This window comes from Streptomyces sp. SN-593 (assembly GCF_016756395.1).
In the GTDB taxonomy this organism is placed as follows: Bacteria; Actinomycetota; Actinomycetes; order Streptomycetales; family Streptomycetaceae; genus Actinacidiphila; species Actinacidiphila reveromycinica.
The window spans coordinates 5,187,040-5,205,994 of sequence record NZ_AP018365.1 but is presented as its reverse complement, the minus strand read 5'-3'; the positions used below and the strand labels follow the sequence as shown (position 1 = coordinate 5,205,994).

Below are 18,955 nucleotides of genomic sequence, written 5' to 3'. Positions count from 1 at the left end.
ATACCGCACCACGATAACGGGTAGCGGGCCGCGTCCTGAAATCGTGAGGTCACCGCGGGCGGTGGCGTGACCCGCGGCTCCGCTCTCCGGGCGGGGGGCGCCGGGCCGACTCCGCGAGGCGGTCGGCCAGGTCGGCCACCCGGTCCCGCAGTTCCGGCGGCCGCTCGACGGCGAACGGCAGGTCGAGCGAGGCGAGCACGGCGGGCAGCCAGTCCAGGTGCTCCACCCGCAACTCCACGCGGGGCCAGGACGCGGGGTCCGCCCCGTCCGAACGGTCCGCCCCGTCCGAACGGTCCGCCGCCTCCGGCCCGCGGCGCGGCCGCGTCACGACCGCCACGGACGCGGGCAGCCGGGCGCGGATCTGCTCGACGGTACCCGCGATCCGCAGGACCACCTCGTGGCGGTAGGGCGCGGTGGCGAACCCGGCGAGCACGCGCGCGGCCGGGTCGAACCCCTCCGGCGGCTCGAAGGAGCCCGGCAGGGTGCGCGCGTCCGCGACGCGGTCCAGCCGGAACGTCCGCTCCTCGCCGTGCGGTTCGGCCGCACCCGTGACGTACCACCGGCCGGAGTGGGCGACGATCCCGTACGGACGCAGGGTGCGCACGCCGCCGCGGCCGTCGCCGGTGGTGTACCGGAAGGAGACCGGGCGGTGGTGGCGTACCGCGTCGGCGAGCGTGAGCAGCAGGGCGCCGTCGGGCGCGGCGTCGGGCGCGGTGTCGAATGGCATGGCCGGTCGGGCGCCGGGCGCCGTACCCGCGGCCGGTCCGGCGCCGGGCGCCGCCGCGGGCGCCGTGAAGGCGAGCGAGTCGAGCACGGCGTCGAGGCGGGCCCTCAGCCGTTCGGGCAGCACCCGGCGGATCTTGGCCGCGGCGGTCTCCCCCGCGGTGGCCGTGCCCGCCGGCCCCGCGGCCGTCGCCAGGCCGGAACGGCGCCCCGCGACCAGCCCGAGGAGTACGGCGAGCGCCTCCTCGTCGTTCAGCATCAGCGGGGGCAGGCGGTGGCCGGGAGCGAGCCGGTAGCCGCCGTAGCGGCCCCGTACCGACTCGACCGGGATGTCGAGGTCGAGGAGGTGGTCGACGTACCGCCGCACCGTGCGCTCGTCCACGCCCAGCCGGTCGGCGAGTTCGGCCACGGTGCGCAGGCCGCCGGACTGGAGGAGCTCCAGCAGGGTGAGCACGCGGGCGGTGGGTCGGGGCATGGTCCGATTCTGCCGCGGATACCGGGCGGGTTCCGCCCGGTATCCGTCCTAGCGTCGGGGTCGGCAACCGCACCCGGTGCCGCCGGCCGGCGGCACCCGACCACCAGGAGCGCACCCCATGGACTTCGTCTCGATCCGCGTCATCACCGAGGACGTGGCCCGCCTCGCCGGTTTCTACGAGCGCGTCACCGGAGTGCGGGCCGACCGGGCGAACGAGGACTTCGCGGAGATCCGGACCGCGACGGCGACCCTCGCGATCGGCAGCACCCGCACGGTCCCCCTCTTCGCGCCCGGCTCCGCCCGGCCCGCGGACAACCGCAGCGTCATCGTCGAGTTCCTGGTCGACGACGTGGACGCCGCCCACCGCGACCTGGCCGGCTTCGTGGACCCGGCGGACTTCGTCAACGAGCCCACCACGATGCCCTGGGGCAACCGCGCGCTCCTGCTGCGCGACCCGGACGGCAACCTCGTCAACCTCTTCACGCCGGTCACCGAGGCCGCCCGCGCCCGTGCCGCCCGCCCGCCCCGGGCCTGAGCCCTCCCGAGCCCCGATCCGAGTAACCGGTCGGCCGCACGTCCGCACCGCGGGAAGCGAGGGGGCCCGGCGCCAACCCCGGGGCGTTTCCGCCCCCTTCGCAACCCCACCACCCTGTGTGCGCCAGTGCGCCCCTATACGTCTCACGTGTCGCTCTTCAACCCACCTGAATCGCGGGTACCACTGACTGACACTCAGGTCTACGCGTGGAGAATTCTTGGCATGGACACTTCCCAAGGGAAGCTACCGCGCGGTACCAAGGTGACGCAGCGATCCCGCCCTTGGAGGTTTCGTGAGACTCACAAAGTCCCTGACCGCTCTTGCCGCCGTCGCGTTCGCCCTGGTGGCAGCGATGTTGCTGGCCGCTCCGGCACAGGCCGCCGGGCCGGCGTACGTCGCGTTGGGCGACTCGTACGCGGCCGGCAACGGCGCCGGCAACTACATCAGTTCAAGTGGTGACTGCCACCGGAGCAACAGTGCCTACCCGGCCCTGTGGGCCAGCGCGCACAGCCCGTCCTCGTTCACGTTCGCCGCGTGCTCCGGCGCGGTCACCACGGATGTGATCAACAATCAGCTCGGTTCGCTGAACGCCTCGACCGGCCTGGTGAGCATCACCGTGGGCGGTGACGACGCGGGCTTCTCCGACGTGATCACCACCTGCGTGACGGGGTCGGACGACACCTGCGTCAGCCGGGTCAACACCGCCGAGTCGTACATCACGAACACGCTTCCGGCCCGGCTGGACGCCGTGTACAACGCGGTCCACTCCAAGGCGCCCGCGGCGAAGGTCGTCGTGCTGGACTACCCGCACCTGTACAAGCTCAACACCCTGTGCCTGGGCCTCAGCTCGACCAAGCACAACAAGCTCAACGAGGCCGCCGACCTGATCGACTCCACCATCGCCGCCCGCGCCGCCGCGCACGGCTTCACCTTCGGCGACGTGCGCACCACCTTCAACGGCCACGAGCTGTGCTCCGGCGACGACTACCTGCACTCCCTGGTCATCAGCCCGACCTGGGAGTCCTACCACCCCACGGCCACCGGCCACTCCAAGGGCTACCTCCCGGTCCTGACCACCGACGCCTCCTGACCGCCACCGCGTCCCGCGAAGGACCGCGGCAGCACCCGCACCACACGAAGGGCCCCCTGCCCGGCGCGAAGCCGGTGGGCAGGGGGCCCTTGCGGAGATCGGGAGGCTAGTTCTTCTGGATCTGGTCGAAGCTCAGCTCGACCGGGGTCTCGCGGCCGAAGATCTCCACCAGGCCCTTGACCTTCTTGGAGTCCGGGTTGATCTCGTTGATCGTCGCCTGGAGGGTGGCGAAGGGGCCGTCGGTGACGGTGACCGAGTCGCCGACCTCGAAGTCGAGCACCTGGACCTCGACCTTGCGCGGCTGCGCGGTGCCCTCGGCGATCGCGGCGGCCTCGGCCGCGGCCTCCACCTCGGGGGCGAGCATCTTGACGATCTCGTCCAGCGTCAGCGGGTACGGGTCGTAGGCGTTGCCGACGAAGCCGGTGACGCCCGGGGTGTTGCGGACGACGCCCCAGGACTCGTTGGTGAGGTCCATGCGGACCAGCACGTATCCGGGGAGCTTGTTCTGCCGGATGGTCTTCCGGTCGCCGTTCTTGATCTGGACTACTTCTTCCTGGGGCACTTCGGCCTGGTAGATGTACTCCTCGACGTTGAGCGAGACGGCGCGCTGCTCCAGGTTGGACTTCACGCGGTTCTCGTAGCCCGCGTAGGTGTGGATGACGTACCACTCGCCGGGCAGGGTGCGCAGTTCCTCGCGGAACGCGGCGACCGCGTCGACCGGCTCGGCGGGAGCGGCTTCGTCCTCGCCCTCGCCCTCGTCCTCGGAGTCGGCGGCGGTGTCCGCCTCGTCGCCGTCCTCAGCGTCGGTGTCCTCGGCGGCGTCGTCCTCGGCCTCGTCGGCGTCCTCGGTGTGCACGGCGTCCTGCTCGGCAGGCTCCCCCGCGGCCAGGTCCGCAGCCTCGGCCTGGTCGACGTCGCCGTCGGCGGCGTCGACGATGTCGAGCGCGGAGTCCTCGTCCGCCACGGACTCGTCGGCGGCGTCGGCGTCGTGCACGTTGGGGTCAGACACGGTGACTGCTTCTTCCTGACTTCTCAAAGGGTGGGACGTACGGCGCGCCGCCGTGGAACCGGAGCGGGCCGCGGTTTCGAAGGAAGGCTCATCCGAAGACGTACGAGACAAGCTTCTCGAAACCGTAGTCAACCACGCTGACGAACGCGATGACGACGACAACGAACACAATCACCACAGTGGTGTACGTCGACAGGTCATTGCGGCTCGGCCAGACGACCTTGCGCAGTTCGGCGACGATCTGACGGTAGAAGAGCGCGAGACGACCGAGCGGGCCCTTCTTGCCGCGCTTACCACCGCGGCGGGGCTTCTTGTCGGTCTCCTTGTCGTCCTCAGCAGGGACCTCAACGGAGTCCGTGATCTCAGTCACTCGTCCTCACCTGACTCCGGGTCGTGGCCATGCCGCGCCCGTCGCGCGGTACGGCGAGTGCTTCTGTCTGCTACCTGCGCCCACGCCCACCGTCGGACGTGTGGAGCAGGGTCGGAGGGACTCGAACCCACAACCCCTGGTTTTGGAGACCAGTGCTCTGCCAATTGAGCTACGACCCTACGCTGACACCCCCAACGTACCGCAACAGTACGACGGGAGGGCCACCGACCGATGAGTGTACGTGGTCCGGGCCGCCCCGTCGAACGCCTTGCACCCGAAAGAGCCGAACGGGCCCGGTGGACACGGTGCCGGGGCCGGCCGGGGGATGGGACCATGCAGTCATGAGCGCAGCCACTCCCTCCGCACAGTCTGCTACCGACCGGCGGGTATCGGCCCGCATCGGGGCGATCTCCGAATCCGCGACGCTTGCCGTGGACGCCAAGGCCAAGGCCCTCAAGGCGGCCGGCCGCCCGGTCATCGGCTTCGGCGCCGGCGAGCCCGACTTCCCCACCCCCGACTACATCGTCGACGCGGCCGTGGAAGCCTGCCGGAACCCGAAGTACCACCGCTACACCCCGGCCGGCGGCCTGCCCGAGCTGAAGTCCGCGATCGCCGCCAAGACGCTCCGCGACTCCGGCTACGAGGTGGACGCCTCGCAGGTCCTGGTCACCAACGGCGGGAAGCAGGCGATCTACGAGGCGTTCGCCGCGATCCTCGACCCGGGCGACGAGGTCATCGTGCCCGCTCCGTACTGGACCACCTACCCGGAGTCGATCCGGCTCGCGGGCGGCGTGCCGGTCGAGGTCGTCGCCGACGAGACCACCGGCTACCGGGTGTCGGTGGAGCAGCTGGAGGCGGCCCGCACCGAGCGGACCAAGGTGGTGCTGTTCGTCTCGCCGTCCAACCCGACCGGCGCGGTCTACGGCCGGGCCGAGACCGAGGCGATCGGCCGCTGGGCGGTCGAGCACGGCCTGTGGGTGCTCACCGACGAGATCTACGAGCACCTGGTCTACGGCGACGCGGCCTTCACCTCGCTGCCCGCGGCCGTGCCCGAGCTGCGCGAGAAGTGCCTGGTGGTGAACGGCGTCGCCAAGACGTACGCGATGACCGGCTGGCGGGTCGGGTGGATCATCGGCCCCCAGGACGTCGTCAAGGCGGCCACCAACCTCCAGTCGCACGCCACCTCGAACGTCAACAACGTGGCGCAGGCGGCCGCGCTCGCCGCGGTGAGCGGCGACCTGTCCGCGGTCGCCGACATGCGCGCCGCCTTCGACCGCCGCCGGCAGACCATCGTCCGGATGCTCAACGAGATCGACGGCGTGGTCTGCCCGGTCCCCGAGGGCGCGTTCTACGTCTACCCGTCGGTGAAGGCCCTGCTGGGCCGGGAGATCCGCGGCCAGCGCCCGCAGACCTCGATCGAGCTGGCCGCCCTCATCCTCGACGAGGCCGAGGTCGCGGTGGTGCCCGGTGAGGCGTTCGGCACGCCCGGCTACCTGCGGCTGAGCTACGCGCTGGGCGACGAGGACCTGGTCGAGGGCATCTCCCGGTTGCAGAAGCTGCTCGCCTGAAGCCTCCGCGTAGGCCCGCGCGACCGCCTTCCGCGGCCGCTCGCGCTTTCGGGCAAGCCCCCGTTCGGAGAAAGTGGTTCCGGGCGGGGGCCGACCTGTAGCAGGATCTATGGATGGCACGCGAGGTAGGGACGACGGCACGCGAGATCCGCGAGCTGCCCAAAGCACATCTGCATCTGCACTTCACCGGGTCGATGCGGCCCGCCACTCTGCTGGAGCTGGCCGACCGGCACGGCGTGCACCTGCCCGAGGCGCTGACCTCGGGCGAACCCCCGAAGCTGCGTGCCACCGACGAGCGCGGCTGGTTCCGCTTCCAGCGGCTGTACGACATCGCCCGCTCGTGCCTGCGCACCCCGGAGGACATCCAGCGGCTGGTCCGCGAGGCCGCCGAGGAGGACGCCGCCGACGGCTCCGGCTGGCTGGAGATCCAGGTCGACCCGACCTCGTACGCCCCCCGGCTCGGCGGCCTGATCCCCACGCTGGAGATCATCCTCGACGCGGTGCGGACCGCGTCGAGGGACACCGGCGTGGGCATGGCCGTCATCGTGGCCGCGAACCGGATGAAGCACCCGCTGGACGCCCGCACGCTGGCCCGCCTCGCGGTGCGCTACGCCGACCAGGGGGTGATCGGCTTCGGACTGTCCAACGACGAACGGCGCGGCCTGGCACGCGACTTCGACCGGGCCTTCGCCATCGCGCGGGACGGCGGGCTGCTGGCGGCCCCGCACGGCGGCGAGCTGGCCGGGCCGTCCAGCGTCCGCGACTGCCTCGACGACCTGCACGCCCAGCGGGTCGGGCACGGCGTCCGCGCCGCCGAGGACCCGTACCTGCTGCGCCGGCTCGCCGACTCCGGGGTCACCTGCGAGGTCTGCCCGGCGTCCAACGTCGCGCTCGGCGTCTACGACAAGCCCGAGGACGTACCGCTGCGGACGCTCTGGGACGCCGGCGTGCCGATGGCGCTCGGCGCCGACGACCCGCTCCTGTTCGGCGCCCGACTCGCCGCGCAGTACGAGATCGCCCGCGACTCCCACGGCTTCTCCGACCTCGAACTGGCCGAACTGGCCCGCCAGTCGGTACGCGCCTCCCGCGCGCCCCAGGAGGTCCGGGACCGCATGCTCGCCGACATCGCCGCCTGGGCGGCGCCCTGACCCCCTCGACGGGGCGCCGGGGGCCGGCCCTCAGAGAGCCGTGCCGACGAGGACGGGTTCGTTGACGAGGGTGACGCCGAAGGCGTCGTGGACGCCGTCGCGGACCTCGCGGGCGAGCGCGAGCAGGTCCGCGGTGGTGGCCGCGCCGCGGTTGGTCAGGGCGAGGGTGTGCTTCGTGGAGATGCGGGCCGGGCCGGAGCCGTAGCCCTTGGCGAAGCCGGCCCGGTCGATCAGCCAGGCCGCGGAGGTCTTCACGTGGTCGGCGTCGGCCGGGTACGCCGGCGGGATGACCTCGGCGCCCAGCCGCTCCTTCACCCGCACCAGGAACTCCGCGTGCTCGGCCGTGCTCAGCACCGGGTTGGTGAAGAACGACCCGGCCGACCAGGTGTCGTGGTCGGCGGGGTCGAGCACCATGCCCTTGCCGGCGCGCAGCGCGAGCACCGTCTCCCGGACCCGCGCGAGCGGCACCCGGTCCCCCGCCCCGACACCGAGCGCCCGCGCGGTCTCGGGGTACTTCAGCGGCGCCGACAGCCCGCCGGCGTCCTCCAGTTCGAACCGCACCCGCAGCACCACGTGCCCGGCCGGGTCCTCCTTGAACCGGCTGTGCCGGTAGGCGAAGCCGCACTCGGCGTTCGGGACGGTGACGACCTCGCCGCGCCGGCGGTCGTAGGCGACCACCTCGGTGACGGTGGCGGACACCTCCTGGCCGTACGCCCCCACGTTCTGGATCGGCGTCGCGCCGGCCGAGCCCGGGATGCCGGCCAGGCACTCGATCCCGGCCAGGCCCGCCCCGACGGTGCGGGCCACCGCGTCCGACCAGACCTCGCCGGCCGCCAGCTCCAGCACGGTGCCGCGCAGGGACACGCCCCGGGTGGCGATCCGCACGGCGGTGCCGTCGAAGCCCTCGTCGGCGATCACCAGGTTGCTGCCGCCGCCGATCAGCAGGACCGGCTCGCCGCGGGCGTCGGCTCCGCGCACCGCGGCCACCACGTCCTCGTCGGTCCGGGCGGTCGCCAACCGCCGCGCCGGGCCTCCCAGCCGGAAGGTCGTCAGCGCCGCGAGCTCGGAGTTCTCCGTCACATCCACGCGGAAAGCCTATGCCCTGTGCCGCCGGGCGCCCGGCGGCTCAGGCGAGCCGGACCACGGCCCGGGAGACGCCCAGGACCTTCTGGCCGCCGGAGGTGGCCAGGACGTCCACCCGGACCCGGCGGTCGTCGAGCTTGGCCGCGACCTTCGCGGAGACGTGGACCGTGGCGCCGACGCCGTCGTCGGGCACCACGACCGGGCGGGTGAAGCGGACGCCGTACTCCTCGACGGCGGCGGGGTCCACCGTCCAGTCGGTGACGACGCGGATGGCGACCGCCATCGTGAACATGCCGTGCGCGATGACGTCGGGCAGCCCGACCTCGCGGGCGAACCTCTCGTTCCAGTGGATGGGGTTGAAGTCGCCCGAGGCGCCTGCGTACTGCACGAGGGTCGCCCGGTCGACCGGGAACTCCCGGGCCGGCAGCTCGGTGCCGACCTCGACGTCGTCGTAGGCGATTGCCGCGGTCATCGCTCGTCCCCGCTCGTCTCGCTGCCGTCCCTGCCGTCCGCGCCGGCGTCCCCGGTGCCGTCCGCGGTGCCGTCCGCGCTGACCGCGCCCTCCGCGTCGTCCGCCTCGGCCTTGCGGGCCACCAGCTTCGTCATGGCGGTCACCACGTGCTCGCCCGACTCGTCGTGGATCTCGCCGCGGATCTCGATGACCTCGTTGCCCGCGAGGGACTTGATCGTCTCGATCGTGGAGCTGACCGTGAGCCGGTCGCCGGCCCGGACCGGACGCGTGTAGGTGAAGCGCTGGTCGCCGTGCACCACCCGGCTGTAGTCGAGGCCGAGTTCGGGGTCCTGGATGACCAGGCCCGCCGCCTTGTAGCTGATCGCGAAGGGGAAGGTCGGCGGCGCGATCACGTCGGGGTGGCCGAGCGCCTTGGCCGCGTCGGGGTCGACGTACACCGGGTTCGGGTCGCCGATCGCCTCCGCGAACTCGCGGATCTTCTCCCGGCCGACCTCGTAGACGCTGCCGGGCGGATAGCTCCGCCCGACGAAGGACGGGTCGAGGGCCATCGTTAACCTCCGGATGCGGGTGGGTCGGCGCGGACCGCGCGGGTCGGGACATGCGGTGAGGCCGCCCCCGGAATACGGGAACGGCCTCACGGTAGGGCTTCAGCCGGACGGGGTCCGGTCACCTGCCGGTGCGGGGCCCGGCGTCACGCAGGACCAGGGCCGAAGGGCCCCGACGGTCCGTCGGACGCGGTCCCGCTCCGGCGGCACGCGGAGAGCGCCGACCAGGGTCAGCGGGTCTCGCGGTGCGCGGTGTGCGCGTTGCAGCGGGGGCAGTGCTTCTTCATCTCAAGACGGTCCGGGTCGTTGCGCCGGTTCTTCTTGGTGATGTAGTTCCGCTCCTTGCACTCCACGCAGGCCAGCGTGATCTTGGGGCGGACGTCGGTGGCGGCCACGTGAGTGCTCCTTGACGAACGGGTGTTATGAACACAGGAAGAGTAGCCGATCGAGGGACCGAACCCGCAATCGGCTACGGAGAGTAGCGGCGACCGGACTTGAACCGGTGACACAGCGATTATGAGCCGCTTGCTCTACCGACTGAGCTACGCCGCCTCGACGGACTGACCCCCGCCGCTACGACGGGGGACCGATCCATCAGAGCCCCAATACGGAATCGAACCGTAGACCTTCTCCTTACCATGGAGACGCTCTACCGACTGAGCTATTGGGGCGAGCGAGGAAGACATTACACGCTCCGCAGCGATACGTGAAATCCGTATCCGGCAGGGCACATCGGACCCGGCGGGCACCCGAACCACGGCTCCCCCGGGGCCTGTCGGGGCCCTCCCCGGCGTCCTCCCGCGGGCCTCCCGGCGCGGCCGCGCCCGGGCTCCGGCCGCGTTCCCGCCACCCCCGCGACGCCACCCCCGCGACGCCGTCCCCGCCCGCCGCGCGCGACCCCGACCGGTACGACTAATGCGCTCCTCCCGGGACGTCGCCACCGGGCGCCCTACGCTCGGAGTGCGTGATCATGCCGTACGTCCCGACGTCCCGGTCATCCACCGCTCACACCCCGTGAACCGCGGGTGATCGTCCGCCTTCCGGTGCCGTGATCGCCTCCGGTGATCCCGCACCCGCGTGTTCCTGCCCCCTGTCCCGTGATCCTGCCTCCCACCGCCTGCACAGCCCGTACCGGAGGAGCGCGATGACCGACAGCCCCCGCGGCACCACCGCGGAGACCGCCACCCTGCTGCTGTGCGGCGCCCGCCTCGCCGACGGCCGGGCCGTCGACGTGCGGTTGAGCGGCCCGCGGATCGAGGCCGTGGGCACCGCGGGCAGCCTCGCGCTGTCCGCGGACCGGCCCGACCCGGGGGGCGGCGAGCCGCCGGCCGACCGGGCCGGGCCCGGCGAGCGCGCCGAGCACGGCGACCGGCAGGGCCGCGCCGACCGGCGCGGCGCCCGGCACGACCGCGGCACCCGGATCGACCTGCGCGGCTACCTCCTGCTGCCGGCCCCCGCCGAGCCGCACGCGCACCTGGACTTCGCGCTCACCGCAGGCGGCCCGCCCTCGGGCGGCACCGAGGACGTCCAGCGCCGCGCCACCGAGGCCGCGCTGCTCCAACTCGGCCACGGCGCTACGGCGGTGCGCAGCCACGTGCGGATCGGCGACGTCCGCGGGCTGCGGTCGCTGGAGGCGGTGCTCCAGGCCCGGCAGTCGCTGCGCGGGCTGCTCGACGTGCAGGCGGTGGCCGTGCCCCGGGTGCTGACGGGCGCCGCCGGCGCGGACGGCCTGGCGATGCTGAGGGACGCGCTGAAGATGGGGGCCTCGGCGGTGGGCGGCTGCCCGGACCTCGACCCCGACCCGAGCGGCTACACCGAGGCGGTGCTGTCGCTGGCCGCCGAGTTCGGGCTGCCGGTGGACCTGCACACCGCCGCCGACGACCCGGCGCGGATGGCCCGGCTCGCCGCGATGGCCGGCGGGCTGCGCCCCGGCGTCACCCTCGGCCCCTGCCACGGCCTGGCCGCGCACGGCCCGGACGCGGTGGCGCGCACCGCCGACCGGCTGGCCGCGGCGGGCGTCTCGGTGGTGGCGCTCCCCCAGGGCGGGTGCGGCGCCCTGGACCGCTGCTCGCCTGCGCCGGACACCCCCGCCGCGCGCGCCGCCGCCTGCGTCCGCCCGCTCGCGCCGCTCACCGCGGTCCGCGCGCTGCGCGCGGCCGGGGTACGGGTGACCGCGGGCAGCGGCGCGCTGTGCGACCTGGCCAACCCGGTCGGCCGCGGCGACCCGCTGGAGGCGGCGTTCCTGCTCGCCTCGCACGGCGAGTGCGCTCCCCCGCTCGCCTACGACCTGGTCAGCGCGGAGGCGCGGACCGTGCTCGGGCTGCCGCCGGTGCGCGTCGAGGCCGGCTTCCCGGCCGAGCTGCTCGCGGTGCGCGGCGAGAGCCTGGCCGGCGTGCTCTCGCTGGCCTACAGCCGGATCGTGATCCACCGCGGCCGGGTGGTCTCCCGCACCAGCGCGGTGCGCGAGTACTGCGACTCCGCCGGCGACGCGGCCCTCGACCTCCCCCGCCAGGCGCACCGGCAGGCGTAGCGTCGAGGTATGCGTACGGTGATCGCTGGTGGACACGGACAGATCGCGCTGCGGCTCCAGAAGGTGCTGAGCGGGCGCGGGGACAGCGCGGTGGGCCTGATCCGCGACCCCGCCCAGGCCGACGACCTGCGGGCGGTGGGCGCCGAACCGGTCGTGCTGGACCTGGAGTCGGCGACGGTGGAGCAGGTGGCGGCGGTGCTGGAGGGCGCGGACGCGGCGGTGTTCGCCGCGGGCGCGGGCGCGGGTTCCGGGGCGGCGCGCAAGCAGACCGTGGACCGGGGCGCGGCGGTGCTGCTCGCGGACGCGGCCGAGCGGGCCGGGGTGCGGCGCTTCCTGGTGGTGTCGTCCATGGGCGCGGACGCGGAGGCGAGCGGGGTGGACCCGGTCTTCACGGCGTACCTGCGGGCCAAGGGCGAGGCGGACGACGCGGTACGGGCGCGCGAGGGGCTGGAGTGGACGATCCTGCGCCCGGGTGCCCTGACGAACGACGGCGGCACGGGCCGGGTGCAGTTGGCCGCGTCCACCGGGCGCGGGTCCGTGCCGCGGGACGACGTGGCGGCGGTGCTGGCGGAGCTGCTGACGGCGCCGGACACCGCCGGGCTGACCCTGGAACTGGTCGCGGGGCCCGATCCGGTGGCGGCGGCGGTGCGGGCTGCGGCCGGCGCCTGAGGGCGGTGCCGCGCGGGGCGGCGCCCGGCGGCGCGGCGGCCGCGCGGGGGTGTGCGTACGGCGCCCGGGCCGCGGCCCGGGCGCCGTAAAGTCAGGAACGGCCCGGGGCCTGGCGGCTCAGGAGGCCGCCCGCGTGGAGCGCCAGCTCCAGCAGACCAGCGGGAGCTGGACCAGGTCGTCCCGGATCTCCGCCGTCGCGCGGACCTTCTCCTCGATCCGGGCCGCGAGTTCCCGCTTCCGGTCCTCCGGCAGCGCGATGAACCTGCTGTAGGTGGCGAACATGGCGGTCACCTGCTCGGGGGAGACCGCCGCGGTCCAGGTGACCTCGTGCAGCTCCGGCGCGGTGAAGGGCACGCCCTCCGGCAGCCAGGGCCCGCCGACCATCCGTCCGATCAGGTCGCCGATCCGGTCGTCGGTCCCCATCTCGTCGTGCACGAAGGCGTCGAGCTCGTCGAGCCACGGCACCCGCCGGTCCCGGCGCGTGTACAGGACGCAGAGCGTGCCGCCCGGCCTGAGCACGCGGGCGATCTCGGGAAGCGCGACGGCCGGGTCCATCCAGTGCCAGGCCGCGGAGATCGTGACCGCGTCGACCCGGGCGTCGGGCAGCGGGATGTGCTCGCCGGTCCCTTCGAGCACCGTGGCCTGCGGGCAGCTTCGGGCCAGCACCTCGCGCATGCGGGCGTCGGGCTCGACCGCCACGACCTCCGCGGCGCGCTCGGCGAGTTGACGGGTCAGCAGGCCGGTGCCGGCGCCGAGGTCGAGCACCGGGCCGAGGTCCGCGGGCAGCAGCCAGTCGAGCGACTGCGCCGGAGGCCCCATCCGGTAGCGGTCGTAGTCCTGCGCCGCGGCGCCGAAGGACACCGCGAGCCGAGGCTGAGGGGACATGGCACTCCAGAGGTTGTCGCACGGCCCTGGGACCGGGTGGGACCAGGTGACCGGGCGGGCGGAAGCGGGCAGCCGGGCTCCGGCCGGAAGGACGCCTCCCGGCCGTCGCCCGGGCGGCCGGCGGGCAGGCGTCCTACGGCTACGGGCTACGGGCGGGGGCTCACAGGCCGCGCAGGCCGGTGAGCACCCTCTCCAGCAGCGTGACGTCCGGCCGGCCGTTGGCGTGGCCCGGCTGCTGGACGATGACGAAGCCGCCCTCGGCCAGGTCGCCCACCAGGACGCGCGTGACGCCGAGCGGGATGTTCATCAGCGCGGAGATCTCGGCCACCGACGTCAGGTTCATGCACAGCCGACAGATCGCCTGCTGCTCGGGGAACAGCCGTACACCGCTCTCCCACGCATGTGCGGTGGTGCCCACCAGTGCCTCGAGCGCGAAGTCGGTCCGTGCCGCCGTACGGCCGCGCGTGACGGCGTACGGGCGTACGAAGGGCGACGAGCTGCGCCTGCGGTCTGCACTCACGAACACACGTCCTTCCGGGTGTGAATCGGCCGGCCGGTCACGCCGGGCCTCAGCCGGCCAGCGCGCTCTGCAACTCCCTGCGCACCGCCGGGGTGAGCACGTCGCCGGCCCGTTCGACCAGCAAGGTCATCTCGTAACCGACGACCTTCATGTCGCAGGTGGGTGCGGCGAGCACCACCAGGACCGAGCCGTCGCTGATCGACGTCAGGAAGAGGAAACCGTTCAGCATGTCCACCACGGTCTGGGTGACCGTGCCGGCGTCGAACAGCGTGGCCGCGCCCTGCGTCAGGCTCGCCAGGCCCGAGGCCATCGCGGCGAGCTGGTCGCCCCGCTCCTTGGGCATGGACGCCGAGGCCAGGAGTTGCACGCCGTCCGAGGAGACGACCACCGCGTGCGCGACTCCCGGCACCTGCTTGACGAAGTTGGCGATGAGCCAGTTCAGGTTCTGTACTTCGGTGCTCAGATCGCTCATGGCTGAGGCTGCTTCCTATGCTGCTGGGGGCGTCGTGCGGCGGCACTGCGGGCGAGGGGGACGGCGTCCGGCTCATACCGGACCCGATCCGCCCGGTGACCGGCCCCGCCCGCCGTCACGCTCGGCCCCGTCCTTCCCCCGCCGGACGCCCTGCCGGAAACTCGACAGCCGCTCCCGCATCAGGTCGGCCTGGCGCGGCGTGCCCGGCGCCGCGTTCGGCTGCACCGGCCCGTCGTGCCCCACCGAACCGGGCGCGAGGTTGTCGAACGGCACGCGCCGCGGCAGTCCCTGGGCGGTCGAGCCTCCGCTCGTCGGCCCGCCGCTGCGGCCGCCCGCCCCGGCGTGCGGTCCGCCCTCGGGCCGCGCCCAGGAGGGCGCCTGGTGGGTGTCCCGCGAGGGCAGGGGGTGCGGCTGCTGCGGGGAGCGGAGCTGGGCGGGCTGGGACTGCGCGGGGTGCTGCGGTGCCCCCGGTGCCGGGTGGCCGGCGGCCGGCAGTCCCCGGCCCTGCGCGGCGCGGTCGGGCTGCCCGTGGCCGCCCTCCTGGCCGGGCCAGCCCGACCGGGACGGCTCGCCGTTCGGCATGCGGTCGGCGTACCCGCCCGGCGCCGAGCCGGGGTGGGCGTGCCGGCCGGGCTGCGGCGCGTCGCCGGGGTGGGAGCCGGCCCACGGCAGGCCCTGCGGTGCCGGGCCGCCGTCCGCGCCGGACATCAGCGCGTGGTCGTCGAGCTGCTGCGCGAACCAGGAGAAGCTGTGGCCGGCCTGCTGCGCCGCCTGCTCCTCGTTGAACCACGGGAAGCCGCCGTCCGGCGGGCCGGAGTGGCGTCCGGCCGGGGCCTCGTCGTAGCGGCGGCCGCCGGCGCCGACCTCCGCCGCCGGGCCGCGGGCGGCGGCGTGGCCGGGTGCGCCGACCGCGGCGGACGGGGCCGGGGAGTGGAACGCCCCGGCGAGTTCGGGAGTGTCGTACGACCCCGCGTGCACGGCCTGCTGGCCGAACGCCGACGCCCCGCCGGCGCCGACCTCGTTCGCGGGCACCAGCAGGGTCGGGGGGATGCGGATCAGCGCGTTGAGGCCGGTCCGGCCGGAGCTGGTCAGTCGCACCTGGATGCCGTACCGGGCGGCCAGCCGGCCGACGACGAACAGGCCCATGCGGCGGGAGATCGCCACGTCGAGCACGGGCGGTTCGGCCAGCCGGCGGTTGATCCGGTCCAGTTCCTCGGGCCGGATGCCGATGCCCGCGTCCGCGATGTCCAGGACGACGTCGCCGGAGGTGAGCATCTTCGCGCCCACCAGCACCTGGGTCTCCGGACCGGAGAACGAGGTGGCGTTCTCGATGAGTTCGGCCACGAGGTGCACGACGTCCGTCGCGGCGTGGCCGGCCACCGCCACGTCGGGCAGTTCGTACAGCATGACGCGTTCGTACTGCTCGACCTCGGCGGTGGCGGCGCGGACCAGGTCGATCAGCGACACCGGCTCGTTCCAGCGGCGGCCCTGCTCCTCGCCGGCGAGCACCAGGAGGTTCTCGTTGTTGCGGCGCATGCGGGTGGCGAGGTGGTCGAGCTGGAAGAGGCTCGCGAGCTGGCTCGGGTCCTGCTCGCTGTTCTCCAGGTCGTCGATGAGCTGGAGCTGCCGCAGCACCAGGCTCTCACTGCGGCGCGAGAGGTTGGTGAAGATCGCGTTGACGTTGCTGCGCATCCGGGCCTGCTCGGTGGCGAGCCGGACCGCCTCGATGTGCACCCGGTCGAAGGCGCGGGCCACCTGGCCGACCTCGTCCTGCGTCTGCAGCTCGATCGGTTCGACGTGCACCGGCTCGTCCGTGTCCGAGGGGACCACGTCCTGGAGCCGGCGCACCGCGTCCGGCAGGCGGTTGTCCGCGACGTCCAGCGCGGAGACCCGAAGCTGGCGCAGCGGCCGCACGACCGACCGGGCCAGCACCAGGGCGCCGAGGAACGACACGGCGACCACGACGAGGATGATCGCGATGTTCTCGTAGAGCTGGGTCCGCACGGCCGACAGCAGGTCCGAGGCCCGCTGGTTCAGGTCCGTGACGGCCTGGCGCTCCACGGTGCGCACCGCGTCGAGCTTGTCGGTGAGCTGGTCGAAGGCGGTGGTCTTGCTGATCCCGAGGTCGTGGAGCGGGATGTCCTCCTGCGCGGCGGTGGAGACCGCCTGGACGGTGCCGTCGGCCGCGCCGACCTTGTCGCCGCTGACCGTCGACTGGTACAGGTTCAGCAGCGAGGTCGGCGCGTTGTTGGAGAGCGCGTCGCTGGCCGTCTCGAACTGCGCCTGCTCGATGTTCTCCTTCTGCTCCAGCGTGAAGTCGCCGCTGTCCAGCACGTCGACGAGGTAGCCGCGCTCGCTGGACGTCTGCTGCTCGATCTGCTCGATCGAGGAGAGCGTGGCGACGAGGCTGGCGAGCGTGTGGTCGGAGCTGACCGCGGCGAGCTGGTCGCTGAAGTCCAGCAGGTCGCCGATGATCGTGCTGTACGCGCTGAAGGTCGGCGTGCCGGCGCCGGACGCGAGTCCGCGCGCCGAGGCGCGCAGCGGGCTGAGGTCGCCGAGCCGGGCCTCCCCGCGTGCACCGAGCTGCTGTACCGCGGCCGGCAGGGCGTCCACACTGCTGCGGTGCTGGGCGAGGCTGTCGTCGAACGCCGTCACCTGTGCGTCGGTGGCCTTCTGAGCCGCCGTCAGTTCCTTGTCCTTGGTCACGCCCGACCCGTTGAGCGCGACCTCGGTGAGGTCCCGCTCGTCGTCGAGCGCGCTGACCAGGGTGGAGATCTGGCGGGCGAGCTGTGTCTGGCCCTGGATGTGCGTCGCGGAGTGGAGGCTGCCGACCTCCGAGACCACGCGCACGCCGACCAGCGGGATGATCGCGATCAGCGGGATGAGCACCAGGACCAGCATGCGGCTGCGCAGCCGCCAGTCGCCCAGGTGGCGTTTGATCCGCAGGAGGGCGAGGACCTTGCCGAACATGGCGCTGCTCCGCTTCGGCGCGCGGGCCGAACGGGATCTCCGGGCCGCTGTCACAGCATCACCACACGGCGACGCACCAAGCGGTTCCCGCACGTCAACGGATATCCGGCTACGCGGGACCCCTGGTCTACCATTTTGCCAACTCTCAAACCTCAATAACGTCGCAGGCACGACGCGGCGACGCCCGGTCATTCGGTTCACCACACGAGCGCCCGACCTCGGCGCACACCAGTCGGCTCAGGTACACCACGTCGCAGGCGCTTTGCTTCCGCTTGCTCCCGCGCGCCGGTCGGGGGACCTCATTGCAGCACACGCAAGCCCGCGGGAGCAAAGGCTTCCCCTACTGACTTAAGGCAGCCGCGCCGGTCACAGGGCCGGACCGCCCGATTCGACCGAAAACCCGTCGCCGGAATACATCGGGGACAGAAGGTGTCCCACCACGTGATACATGCAGAGCATCGCATATATTTCCTGCTGGACGAGTTCGGGGCTTTTCGACCGCAAACCCACCCGTAGTCCCGCGATCTGCCCGGCGAACTGACCTACACCATTTCGGCACATCTCCGCCACATTCCCGTGACGCGCCGTGATCTCGTCGGCCGTCACCTCCTCGTCGAGAAAGGAGGTGACCAGGACCGGCGACCCGCCGCCCGGATCGGGCCGCCGGCAGGGCACCACGCGGACCACCGGACCGGGCGCGGCGCCCTCCCCCGGGCCGTCCTGCGGCAGGTGGGACAGGTGCGACAGGTAGGACCCGTCGGGAAGCGCGCGCACCACCGGCAGGAGGTCCCCGGTCCCGCCGCGGCCGCCCACCCGCCAGATCTGCCGGGCGCCGGCCTCGGCCAGCGCGTTCCACATCGCCGGCGGCACCACGTCCCACTCGCCGACCACCAGCGCCCCCGCGCCGAGGTGGTCGTGCGGCCATTCGGAGATGATGCCCTCGACGCCCAACTCGGGGCTCGGGGCGATGGCCGAGGCCACCGAGAGGCGCGAGCGGCACTCGGTCAGCGAGACCAGCCACACGTCCAGGGCACGCCCCCGCGTCCGCCTGAGCGCCGGGGCCGTCTCCGCCGCCGCCCCGTCCGCCGGCCGGTCCCCGTCCACCACCAGAGCGTCGTCCGACGGCCGGACGGCGTCCGGTGGATGGACCCCGGGGTCCGGCAGTTCGTACGCGGCGCGGTTCGCGGAGGTGTCCGGCGCCTCCATGGCGACCCGCTCCAGGACGAACACCCGCTCGTCGCCCGGCGCCACCGGGAGCCCGGCCGAGGCGGCCACGTGGGCGCAGAGCGCCTTGAGGGGTTCGACGCCCAGCCGCATGCGGGCCCGGGCGATGGCGGCCGCGGTGGCCACGGTGCCGGCGTCCTTGGCGTCCTGGAACATCTCGGGGAGGCCGCCGGTCAGTTTGGCGAGCACCTCCTCGTAGGAGGATGTCCCGAAGAGCCACATCGCCAGCGCGAAATACATCATCAGCTGCGCCGGAAGCAGTCGCCGGCGCTGCTCCCGACGCTCGGCCCCGTCCACCAGCCGGTCCATCAGTTCCGGCCGGAATGTGCGGACGAGCATACGCAGGGCGAGCCGGTCCGGGAGCGCGATTTCAGAGGGTATGCCGAGATAACGGAACGTCACCGCCCAGAAGTTACCCCCGAAGAACGCACCATGTCTAACCGTCGCCGACAATCCGCCGAAGACGAACATTGACCTCTTTCTCCGGACACCGGACACGCGGGAGGGCCCGGCAGCAGCACGTTTGCGCTGCCACCGGGCTTAAGTCAGTGCACCCCGGCCCGTCAAGGTTGTTCTCCCGCGCCGGGTTCTGGCAGCCTCACTCGCGTGACGAGCGAATCCCAGCGTGAACGCACCAATGGGTCGGTCACATCGCGGCAACCGACGA

General features: G+C 73.2%; 17 protein-coding genes, 3 tRNA genes and 1 pseudogene. 6 read left to right on the top strand and 15 right to left on the bottom strand.

Annotated elements, in window-relative coordinates:
• Positions 1–49: 49 nt before the first annotated feature.
• A complete protein-coding gene (locus RVR_RS22080; protein ID WP_202235498.1) occupies positions 50–1,198 on the bottom strand; it encodes a helix-turn-helix transcriptional regulator in 1,149 nt (382 codons plus the stop codon).
• A gap of 118 nt (positions 1,199–1,316) precedes the next feature.
• On the opposite strand from RVR_RS22080, the gene RVR_RS22075 reads away from it, so the two are divergent.
• Positions 1,317–1,733: a VOC family protein gene (locus tag RVR_RS22075; protein ID WP_202235497.1), complete on the top strand. Its 417-nt coding sequence runs from the start codon at positions 1,317–1,319 to the stop codon at positions 1,731–1,733.
• A 352-nt stretch (positions 1,734–2,085) separates the two neighbouring features.
• Positions 2,086–2,823, top strand: coding sequence for an SGNH/GDSL hydrolase family protein (locus RVR_RS22070; protein ID WP_202238917.1), 738 nt, complete (start codon positions 2,086–2,088; stop codon positions 2,821–2,823).
• Between the two features lie 106 nt (positions 2,824–2,929).
• Here RVR_RS22070 and nusG read toward each other — a convergent pair whose 3' ends face one another.
• The 3 genes from nusG to RVR_RS22055 form a co-directional block, all read right to left on the bottom strand.
• Positions 2,930–3,832 carry a transcription termination/antitermination protein NusG gene (nusG, locus tag RVR_RS22065; RefSeq protein WP_202235496.1) on the bottom strand — a complete coding sequence of 301 codons (903 nt, stop codon included), beginning with the start codon at positions 3,830–3,832 and terminating at the stop codon, positions 2,930–2,932.
• Between the two features lie 88 nt (positions 3,833–3,920).
• A complete protein-coding gene (secE, locus tag RVR_RS22060; protein WP_202235495.1) occupies positions 3,921–4,202 on the bottom strand; it encodes a preprotein translocase subunit SecE in 282 nt (93 codons plus the stop codon).
• Positions 4,203–4,308: 106 nt separating this feature from the next.
• Positions 4,309–4,381 (bottom strand) — tRNA-Trp (locus RVR_RS22055).
• Between the two features lie 162 nt (positions 4,382–4,543).
• Between RVR_RS22055 and RVR_RS22050 the strand changes: the two genes are divergently transcribed.
• Positions 4,544–5,770 (top strand): pyridoxal phosphate-dependent aminotransferase, encoded by a 1,227-nt coding sequence (locus tag RVR_RS22050; RefSeq protein WP_202235494.1) that lies wholly within the window; start codon positions 4,544–4,546, stop codon positions 5,768–5,770.
• Between the two features lie 113 nt (positions 5,771–5,883).
• Positions 5,884–6,918 carry an adenosine deaminase gene (locus RVR_RS22045; RefSeq protein WP_202235493.1) on the top strand — a complete coding sequence of 345 codons (1,035 nt, stop codon included), beginning with the start codon at positions 5,884–5,886 and terminating at the stop codon, positions 6,916–6,918.
• Between the two features lie 30 nt (positions 6,919–6,948).
• Here the strand turns inward: RVR_RS22045 and RVR_RS22040 are convergent, their stop codons facing one another.
• The 6 genes and pseudogenes from RVR_RS22040 to RVR_RS22015 all read right to left on the bottom strand — a co-directional run bounded on the left by RVR_RS22040 (position 6,949) and on the right by RVR_RS22015 (position 9,689).
• Positions 6,949–8,004, bottom strand: coding sequence for a UDP-N-acetylmuramate dehydrogenase (locus tag RVR_RS22040; RefSeq protein WP_202235492.1), 1,056 nt, complete (start codon positions 8,002–8,004; stop codon positions 6,949–6,951).
• Between the two features lie 40 nt (positions 8,005–8,044).
• On the bottom strand, positions 8,045–8,473 hold the full coding sequence (locus tag RVR_RS22035; protein WP_202235491.1) for a MaoC family dehydratase: 429 nt from the start codon (positions 8,471–8,473) through the stop codon (positions 8,045–8,047).
• 104 nt (positions 8,474–8,577) lie between these two features.
• Positions 8,578–9,021, bottom strand: a pseudogene (locus tag RVR_RS22030) (MaoC family dehydratase N-terminal domain-containing protein); the annotation flags it as partial.
• 227 nt (positions 9,022–9,248) lie between these two features.
• Entirely contained in the window at positions 9,249–9,413 is a 165-nt protein-coding gene (rpmG, locus tag RVR_RS22025; protein WP_004571794.1) for a 50S ribosomal protein L33, read from the bottom strand.
• A gap of 84 nt (positions 9,414–9,497) precedes the next feature.
• Positions 9,498–9,570, bottom strand: a tRNA-Met gene (locus tag RVR_RS22020).
• A gap of 46 nt (positions 9,571–9,616) precedes the next feature.
• Positions 9,617–9,689, bottom strand: a tRNA-Thr gene (locus tag RVR_RS22015).
• Positions 9,690–10,162: 473 nt separating this feature from the next.
• Here RVR_RS22015 and RVR_RS22010 point away from each other — a divergent pair.
• Together RVR_RS22010 and RVR_RS22005 are read left to right on the top strand one after the other, a co-directional pair.
• Positions 10,163–11,548 carry an amidohydrolase family protein gene (locus RVR_RS22010; protein WP_202235489.1) on the top strand — a complete coding sequence of 462 codons (1,386 nt, stop codon included), beginning with the start codon at positions 10,163–10,165 and terminating at the stop codon, positions 11,546–11,548.
• 9 nt (positions 11,549–11,557) lie between these two features.
• On the top strand, positions 11,558–12,217 hold the full coding sequence (locus tag RVR_RS22005) for an NAD(P)H-binding protein (protein WP_202235488.1): 660 nt from the start codon (positions 11,558–11,560) through the stop codon (positions 12,215–12,217).
• A 117-nt stretch (positions 12,218–12,334) separates the two neighbouring features.
• On the opposite strand, the gene RVR_RS22000 is transcribed toward RVR_RS22005, so the two are convergent.
• The 5 genes from RVR_RS22000 to RVR_RS21980 form a co-directional block, all read right to left on the bottom strand.
• Positions 12,335–13,102 (bottom strand): class I SAM-dependent methyltransferase, encoded by a 768-nt coding sequence (locus RVR_RS22000; RefSeq protein ID WP_237404895.1) that lies wholly within the window; start codon positions 13,100–13,102, stop codon positions 12,335–12,337.
• Positions 13,103–13,262: 160 nt separating this feature from the next.
• Positions 13,263–13,622: a DUF742 domain-containing protein gene (locus RVR_RS21995; RefSeq protein WP_346731468.1), complete on the bottom strand. Its 360-nt coding sequence runs from the start codon at positions 13,620–13,622 to the stop codon at positions 13,263–13,265.
• A gap of 49 nt (positions 13,623–13,671) precedes the next feature.
• Complete coding sequence (locus tag RVR_RS21990; protein ID WP_202235486.1) at positions 13,672–14,094, bottom strand: roadblock/LC7 domain-containing protein; 423 nt, start codon at positions 14,092–14,094, stop codon at positions 13,672–13,674.
• Between the two features lie 72 nt (positions 14,095–14,166).
• The gene (locus RVR_RS21985) at positions 14,167–17,064 is read right to left on the bottom strand and encodes a sensor histidine kinase (protein ID WP_202235485.1); all 2,898 of its coding nucleotides are present in this window, start codon (positions 17,062–17,064) and stop codon (positions 14,167–14,169) included.
• A gap of 366 nt (positions 17,065–17,430) precedes the next feature.
• A complete protein-coding gene (locus RVR_RS21980) occupies positions 17,431–18,759 on the bottom strand; it encodes a transposase domain-containing protein (RefSeq protein WP_202235484.1) in 1,329 nt (442 codons plus the stop codon).
• Between the last annotated feature and the right edge of the window lie 196 nt (positions 18,760–18,955).